Here is an 8,252-nt window from a genome sequence, read left to right as displayed (position 1 = left end):
CAACACCAAAAATTCTAGACCCAATATAATCTACCCAAGCGCTTTTTGAGATATGTCGCCGACGTTCACGAACGCGCACGATTTGATACCGATGACGAAACTGGCGCAACGTTAGTCATTTTTGACGTCGTGATCTCGTCAAAATTTAACGGAATGGACAACACTGAACCCGTGGCTTTCCTAATCAATAAGGACACTTTCATTTCGTTTAATCACTCCAAAACAAGTTTTATCAATCACACGATTAAAGAAGTTATTACTAAACGCGCTCACAAAGATCACCAGTTAAACCAATTTGAATTGCTGATTCACCTGTTATTTAACCTATCGCTTCAATTCTTCGACGTTATCGATGATGTAAACGTTGCACGAACAGATATCCAGACCCACCTTATGCAGCAGAAAAGTCATAAGGCAATTACCCAACTGATGAACTTAGAAACTAGCCTGGTGTTCCTGCTGACTTCGCTAACGTCAAACTATGAGTTATTGAATGACATGAAGCGAACCTTGGATTTATCCGATACGGAGACTCAAGCTTTAGATAACGTTTTGATTGAAGCAAAGCAAGGTCAAGAAATGGCGCAAATGGCGTCAGGTATTATTGATCGCGTTTCGACGGCTTATTCCAACCTGCTTGATAGTAACCTGAACAACACGATGAAGTTTTTAACGGTCTACTCAATTATTTTGACCATTCCATCAATTGTCTTTAGCTTTTATGGGCAGAACGTTCCAATTCCCTTACAGGATTCACCCGTGGCCTGGCTATTAACCATTTTGGTGGCTGGAATACTGGTTGCTTTCTTGATCCGTTACTTCCATAAAAATGATTTGTTCTAAGCATTCCTAATATGGGAATGCTTTTTTTAATCCGCTTGCCGTTCATTTGCACGCAAACGCGCTAACGTTTGACCAAACGCCGCATCAATTTCTGGTTGTAATTTTTCGATTCTACTATCATTTTGGTTATTCTCCGAGACCTCTGTCACCGTTTGTAAATAGGCAAACAGGACCTGACTGGGTTCCAAATGAAAATCGTTTGCTAATTTTGTCGCCAGTTCAAATCGGGACTCCCCATTCATTTTTTCAAATGGACTTTGGTACTTTAAATGTTTTCTTTTCATCGTTATCTCTCCTATTTGTAAAACATTAAGTATAGGGCGTGGCCATTTAAACATCAAGAAATTCGCACTCAGTTAGCTTACAGATAAGTAAAGTTTTAAAAAATACACCCCAATCACCATTTAACCTATGGTAGAATTGAGTGTGATTGAATTATTATAAATATATGTTGCAAAAAGGGGAAGCATTGACTATGCAAGAACAACTACATAAGCTCCATAAAAATCGAATATTTTCACTGATCGTCTGGCTGGTGGTCATTTTTATTGCCATCATTTCCATGCCAAAAACCAGCACCATGATTCAGTACTACGGCCAACCACAACTTTCAAATAGCAGCCAAGCTATGAAAGCTGCAAAACTCAAAAACACGTGGGGACGCGAGCTAAATGGCACCTATAATGTCAACGCCGTTTTTAATAATAGTAATGGTAAATTAACGGCTAACAACAAAGCCCAAATTTCAAAAATCGTTACTAAATTACAAAACAAGCAAAAGTACTACGGCATCAAAAAGATTACAACCATCACCAACACACCTGAAGCTAAAAACCAGTTAGTTTCAAAGGATCAGTCAACTCAAATAGTTCAGTTGGCTGTTTCGCGGGATCAAGGAACTGTACGAAATATTTCTAAGCAGCTCTATTCTCAGGTTCAAGCGGCTGGTTTGAAATCTTACGTCACAAGTCCAGAAATAATCAACGACGACAATAACTTACGAATCGCTGGATTTGTCCAAATTGCAGCCATTATTCTCTTTGTTCTTGCAATCATCACAATGGGAATCATTTTTAAATCAGTTGCTGCACCATTAATTTCATTTCTGACATTACTAATTTCTTACCTAGCATCACTCAGCATTTCAAACAATCTGACGTATCGAGAGAACTTCCCCTACTCTGAATATTTGCCACTTGCGATTTTACTTAGCACCATTCTAGTTGGTACCTTCGAATTATTCTTCCTATATCGTCGGTTTAAGCAAAATGTGGCTGAAGATGCAGAAGGTTCTGCCACAACGTCAAAAACGATTCGTTACGTTCAATACCCAATTATTGCAATTGGCGTGACCCTAACAATTATTTTTGCAGCATTCTGGTTCCTTCCATTTTCAACAATCAGGTCCTTTAGTTCACTTGCATTTACGTTTATCGTTTTAACGTTAGCTGTTCTGACAATTTCACCCATTTTCATGGGAATGCTGGAAGAAAACTTCTTCTGGCCAACTCAAAAAAGTGGTGAACCAAAAGAACGTCACTTCTGGAATAGACTTGCCCGCTTTGGTATGTGGCAACCAATCGTTGCAATCCTAGTTGTGCTTTACGTAGTTGGCCCATTTGCCTACAGTTACCACAACAATTTAACCTACTCCGTTATGAATAACCTTCGGAACGATAATCAAGCGGCTCAAGGTGCCAAAGTATTGGCTGCTCATTTCTCTCAAGGGAAGGCAAGCCCAATCACCGTTTACCTCAAATCAGATAAACGATTAGATAGTGCTAATTCGCTTTACCAAATTGATAACTTAACGACTAAGTTAAAGAGTATGCCTGGTATAAGCAGTGTTACCTCGTTAACACAACCAAATGGGATGCCAATCAGTCAGTATTATGTGTCAGCTCAATTAACTTCAGTTACGCAAACCCTTAAAGGGGCAACGGATCAGCTTAATTCAATTCAAGGAACTTTGAAGGATAACAACTCTGATTTAAGCGTTTCTGATTTGACCAAGATTAACAAGAGTTTAACCAAATTATCAACGGCCACCACTAAACTCTCCACCGACAGTAGCACGGTTCAAAGCCAAGTTAGTGAAATTGCCGGACGAGCAAGTGCCCTTCAACAAAGTAGCAGTTCTAGTCAATCTGCTAGCTATCGACGTCAGGCCCGAATTGTTGCAGCCCAATTACAAACTGCCGCAACTAACGTACAAGCATTAGTTAACCAAGCAAATCTGAACAATACTTCCGCCACCACTAATCAAACTGGTCTCGATAGTTACCAAACTCAGGTTAAGTCGGTTGCTAAGAGCTTGAAAGCTTCTCAAAAGAGTTTAAAGAATCTGGTTACCCAATATAATGATATTTATAACTATTTAACGAAGCTTCGGGCTTCAGACGCTGCTAAGATTTACTTCATGACCCCTGAACAAATCATGTCACCAACGTTCCAACGTTCAGTCATTAATAATACGAGTCAAAACGGTAAGATGACCGCTTTAACCGTCTACATGAAGAATTCACCTGATAGTCATAAGACCCTTGCAACCACTCAAAAACTACAGGATGAAATTAAGACCCAACTGCAAGGAACATCACTAAAGAAAGCGACCGTTGCAGTTAGTGGTCAGCCAATGGTTCAATCGGCTATTCAATCTGAATTTGAACATTACTTACCACTATTAGTTTTGATGACAGCTTCAATTTTGCTACTCGCTCTGATGCTGATTAGCAGATCAATTCTGCAGCCTTCATTCTGGTTGGCGACGTTCTTCGTCAGCTCACTTGCCGGCATGCAAATTGCTCATTTGACGATGCGCTTTATGGCTGGTCAATCCCAGTTCAACTGGCAAGTACCAGTGATCGCAATTGTGCCATTAGTGGCAATCGCCGCGCTCCAATTAATACCTTTGGCAATCGAATACAGATATAATGAAGACTCACTGCTTGGGTGGCTCACACCTGCAATGACGGAAACTGGTCAAACATTACGTCATACATTATTCATTGGCATCATAAGTGTGATTGGGTTGGCATTCTTACGATTCAATCCACTTACTGAAGTCATGCTAATTGTCATTTACACGTTAATTATCTTCAACATTGTCTTACCAATTACCGTTACGTCACTTGGAAAGCTTACCGTTACGGTGCCAAGTAAGAAGCCTCATCTGAGAAGACACGGATAAGTAATTTAACTTAAAGATAGTCAAAAGCCATTCACCTGGTGCTTTCAGGTGAATGGCTTTTTTTGATGTTACGGCCCCTATTTGATTCTTAACGGCAATGCAATTAGTTTGTTACATGCTCGTCACATTTATTTGGTAAGGTTTTCATTGTAAACTTAATAAGGAGTATATCTGATGAAAAAAATAATCTTACATAGCATTGTACTTGCTTCACTCGTTGCACTATTCATAATTGGCTTTGGTGGCAAATCAGCTCAGGCCGACACAACAGATTCTACTGATTCTTCTACAACATACAGCAGCATCTACAAAGTAGCTAAGTCAAAATTAGGCTCTTCATACAGCTGGGGTGCAGTTGGCCCTAACCGATTTGATTGCTCAGGGTTCACTAGTTACGTTTACAAAAAGGGAATTGGCAAAACCATTTCTCGTACTGCACAAGCTCAATATAACAAGTACACGCACGTTAGTTACAGCAACATCAAAAAGGGTGACCTCGTCTTCTTCGGTTATTCAAAATCAAGCATCTCTCACGTCGGCTTATACGTTGGCGATGGCAAGATGATCGATGCTCAAAATCGTGGCGTCGTTAAAGAAGCAGTTAAGGCTCCATGGTGGCATGCAGTAGGATATGCCCGCGTAACAACTTTAAGTTAATAAATACAAAGAATCGATTGAAATTAATCAATCGATTCTTTTTTTTGCACTAAATTATAAGTCATTTTACGGTGTTTAATATTTGCCTCAAGAAATGGCTCGCTGGTAATGACAAAGCCCATCTTTTGATAAAATCCAAGCGCTGTCTCCTGTGCATCAAGGACTGCTTCTAGAAAGCCCTCATCCTGGGCATCAGATAATATCCGTTTGATAATTTGGGTATTATATCCATGATGTCGGGCAGCTTTCAGAGTTGCTACCCGCTGAATTTTTACCCGCTGATTAAAAAGCGGTTTAATCCGTGCAGTTGCCACTGCCTGACCATCGACATAGCCGACGTAGTGTTTAACATCCTCGTCTTGACCATCAAGTTCAAGTGCCTCACTAACACCCTGCTCACCGATAAAAACGGTTCGCCTGATTGCGATAGCATCTGGGTAGACAGGGTTCTCTGTTCCAATAACTGATTTTATTTCCATCATTTTCGCACCTTTAATTGAATTACTCATACTTTAGCGCGTAAATTAGCTTTTGTCATGCCCTATTTTTGATTATATGAGATGACCTTAACGCGATTACCATCAAGTTCAAGCTTCGTCAAACTGCCATTTGCTGGTCGAGTTGATAAATCATACTTACCTTCACCATAACGTTCCATCAAACTGAGCAGTGTGTTTCCATGACTAATTAGCAAGACGTTATCGCCATCTTTGAGTTGGGAATTGTTTCGGATCAATTCAAATCCCTGATCAATTCGTTTCCAATAGTCGTCATTATTTTCTGCCAAATGAAATGGGTCAGCTTCCTTCAAGAAGTCTTTGGCTTTTCCAATGGAATAGGTCGATTGGATATCCTTAAACATTGGAACCCCATGAGGCGCCCCGGCAACGTACCACGTTTGGTTCATGTCGTTACCCTCATAGTAGCCATAAAATTCTTCACGGAAAAATGGGCTGGTGGTTGGGTGGTCAACCGCAGACACCGTATTTGCTGCCAATATAATATTAGCCGTATCCATCGCCCTAGTGGTATCACTGCAATAGGCATCTGCAAATTTGGTGTCGGCCAATTTAGCGGCCGTTTCCTTTGCACCATCAATTCCCTTTTGAGTTAGCGGTGAATTACTCCAACCCTGAAGTTTATTGAAAATATTAAAATAGGTTTGACCATGTCGCACAACGTATAAATTCAGTTTTGCCATCTAAAATCGCTCCTTTGGTTTGCTAACTTCAGTATACCAATATAAGACCGCTTTCACTCACTAATATTTTACTAAGTAACCCTGAATCAGCTTCCTTTAATTCCTGAATCTGCTACCATTACAATGTTCACTTTAATTTTGCTGAATGTGATACAATTTATGAGTTAGTTTTTATTTCGTATATAAAGGAGCACCATTTTGAAAGTAATTAAAACTTTTTGGGAGAAACGTAACACGCGACTCGGCTTTTTCAGCTGGCTCGTCCTTTTATTTTGGATTAAAACCCTCATTGCCTATTTTGTAGACTTCCACCTAGGCATATCAGGGATTTTCCAATGGTTTATTCTCCTGATTAATCCACTCGCAACTACCGGTTTGCTCTTCGGACTGGCAATTTATTTACGGAAAGCGCGCCTATTTTATCCAATCATCATCATTATAGATATCGCCAACACGGTCCTGCTCTATTTAAACGTCATTTACTACCGTGAGTTTACCGACTTCATGACTATTTCAACAATGACCGGCTACTCAAAAGTTAACCAGGGACTTAGCGGAAGTTCATTAGCGTTAACAAATATCCACGATGTTTTGTATTGGTTAGACCTTGTGGTAATTGTCGTCATGCTACTTTTCAAATGGATTCGGATTGATCACCGCCCCCTCAACAAGCGAATTGGGCTCACGATTACCTCCCTCGCCTTTCTCCTGTTTGGCGTTAATTTAACGCTAGGCGAAATGGATCGCCCACAATTATTGACTAGAACCTTTGATCGGACCTACGTCGTTAAATATTTAGGGATTGACGCTTTTACGGTTTACGATGGCGTCAACACGCAGCATACTGATGCGATTCGAGCGACCGCGAAGAAGTCGGAACTGCGGTCAATCTTAAAATACACCCGAAAACACTACACTTCGCCAAACAAGTCGATGTATGGAAAAGCTAAGGGTAAAAACGTCATTGTCCTTCATTTGGAAAGTTTCCAACAGTTCTTAATCAATAAGAAAATCAACGGCAAAGAAGTAACCCCCTTCTTAAATAAAATCTACAACAGTCAATCGACTTACTCGTTTGATAACTTCTTCCACCAGGTTGGCCAAGGAAAGACAAGTGATGCTGAAAACTTGCTGGAGACCAGTACTTTTGGCCTTTCACAAGGATCACTATTTGCCCAACTCGGCAGTGATAACACGTTCCAGGCCGCTCCTTCTATTTTGAATCAGAGGGAAGACTATTCTAGCGCGGTATTCCATGGAAACGTCGCTAGTTTCTGGAATCGAAGCGCCACTTACAAGAACATGGGCTATCAATACTTCTTTGATGCCAGTTATTACGATACATCGGGCGATCGATCAACTGGGTACGGGTTAAAGGATAAGCTTCTTTTCCACGATTCCGTGCCATTCCTGGAAAATCTGCAACAGCCATTTTACGTGAAGTATATAACCGTTACCAATCACTTCCCGTACACGCTTGATTCAGAGGATACCACGTTTAAAGGCGCCAATACCGGCGATAACACGGTTGATAATTACTTTGTGACCGCCCACTATCTGGACCAATCAATCAAAGAATTTTACGCCTACCTAAACAAAACTGGTTTAGCCAAGAAATCATTAATCATGATTTACNGGTGACCATTACGGTATTTCAAACTCGGAAAACAAGAAGCTCGCTAAGGCGCTTGGTGCCAATCCAAACACCTGGAATGACTACGACAACGCCCAACTTCAACGGGTTCCACTAATGTTCAACATGCCTGGAACTAAGGGTGGTAGTATTCAACACCAATATGGTGGCGAGGTTGATGTACTGCCAACACTCTTACATTTGTTAGGGGTCAGTTCAAAACGTTACATTCAATTTGGAACAGACTTATTCTCTAAGAATCACGATCAAGTGGTCGCATTCAGAAACCAGGATTGGGAAACACCTCAGTATACATCGGTTTCTGGGACCCTTTATTCCAACGCAACTGGGAGCGAAATCAAGAATCCTTCCAAGTCGCTACAAGCTAAAGCGGCCAAGATTCAAGCCCACGTTAAAAATGAATTATCACTTTCTGATTCACTAAACGAAAAGAACCTTCTTCGTTTCTATAAACCAAAAGGATTCAAGGCGGTTAATGCCCGAGACTTCAATTATTCCGATGGCTTACAAAAAGAAGAAAAGCTGGAAGACAAATTGGCGAAGAAATCAACCAGTCTCTTAAGCGAGAATAATGATAAGTCAACGTTGCCATTCTATAAAACGGATGCACCTGAACTTAATCACAAATCAACCGATTCTAATCGAATTAAGATTACGAATCCAGATGATAATAGTGGCAAATAAGTGGCTCTCTGTCAAATCCTGTT

At 40.6% G+C, this 8,252-nt stretch carries 5 protein-coding genes and 3 pseudogenes; 5 read left to right on the top strand and 3 right to left on the bottom strand.

All coding sequences use genetic code 11. The features are described 5' to 3' along the window. Window positions 1–33: 33 nt before the first annotated feature. Window positions 34–843: pseudogene (locus FD44_RS09060) on the top strand (magnesium transporter CorA family protein); the annotation flags it as partial. Window positions 844–869: 26 nt separating this feature from the next. On the opposite strand, the gene FD44_RS09055 reads toward FD44_RS09060, so the two are convergent. Then, window positions 870–1,127, bottom strand: a complete 258-nt coding sequence (locus FD44_RS09055; RefSeq protein WP_010619449.1) for a hypothetical protein — start codon at window positions 1,125–1,127, stop codon at window positions 870–872. 191 nt (window positions 1,128–1,318) lie between these two features. On the opposite strand from FD44_RS09055, the gene FD44_RS09050 reads away from it, so the two are divergent. Beyond that, a complete protein-coding gene (locus FD44_RS09050) occupies window positions 1,319–4,033 on the top strand; it encodes an MMPL family transporter (protein WP_010619448.1) in 2,715 nt (904 codons plus the stop codon). Between the two features lie 174 nt (window positions 4,034–4,207). Beyond that, window positions 4,208–4,690, top strand: coding sequence for a C40 family peptidase (locus FD44_RS09045; protein ID WP_010619447.1), 483 nt, complete (start codon window positions 4,208–4,210; stop codon window positions 4,688–4,690). A gap of 23 nt (window positions 4,691–4,713) precedes the next feature. On the opposite strand, the gene FD44_RS09040 is transcribed toward FD44_RS09045, so the two are convergent. Then, window positions 4,714–5,172, bottom strand: a complete 459-nt coding sequence (locus FD44_RS09040; RefSeq protein ID WP_033445194.1) for a GNAT family N-acetyltransferase — start codon at window positions 5,170–5,172, stop codon at window positions 4,714–4,716. A 59-nt stretch (window positions 5,173–5,231) separates the two neighbouring features. Then, window positions 5,232–5,891, bottom strand: a complete 660-nt coding sequence (locus FD44_RS09035; protein WP_010619445.1) for a histidine phosphatase family protein — start codon at window positions 5,889–5,891, stop codon at window positions 5,232–5,234. Window positions 5,892–6,098: 207 nt separating this feature from the next. Between FD44_RS09035 and FD44_RS09030 the strand changes: the two are divergent. Further along, window positions 6,099–7,526, top strand: a pseudogene (locus FD44_RS09030) (LTA synthase family protein); the annotation flags it as partial. Between the two features lies 1 nt (window position 7,527). Beyond that, window positions 7,528–8,229: pseudogene (locus FD44_RS10760) on the top strand (LTA synthase family protein); the annotation flags it as partial. Window positions 8,230–8,252: the final 23 nt, after the last annotated feature.

Origin of the sequence: Secundilactobacillus malefermentans DSM 5705 = KCTC 3548, assembly GCF_001436395.1 — a bacterium.
Taxonomy (GTDB): Bacteria; Bacillota; Bacilli; order Lactobacillales; family Lactobacillaceae; genus Secundilactobacillus; species Secundilactobacillus malefermentans.
Note: the sequence above shows the minus strand (reverse complement) of the source record. Positions and strands in the feature narration are given on the sequence as shown.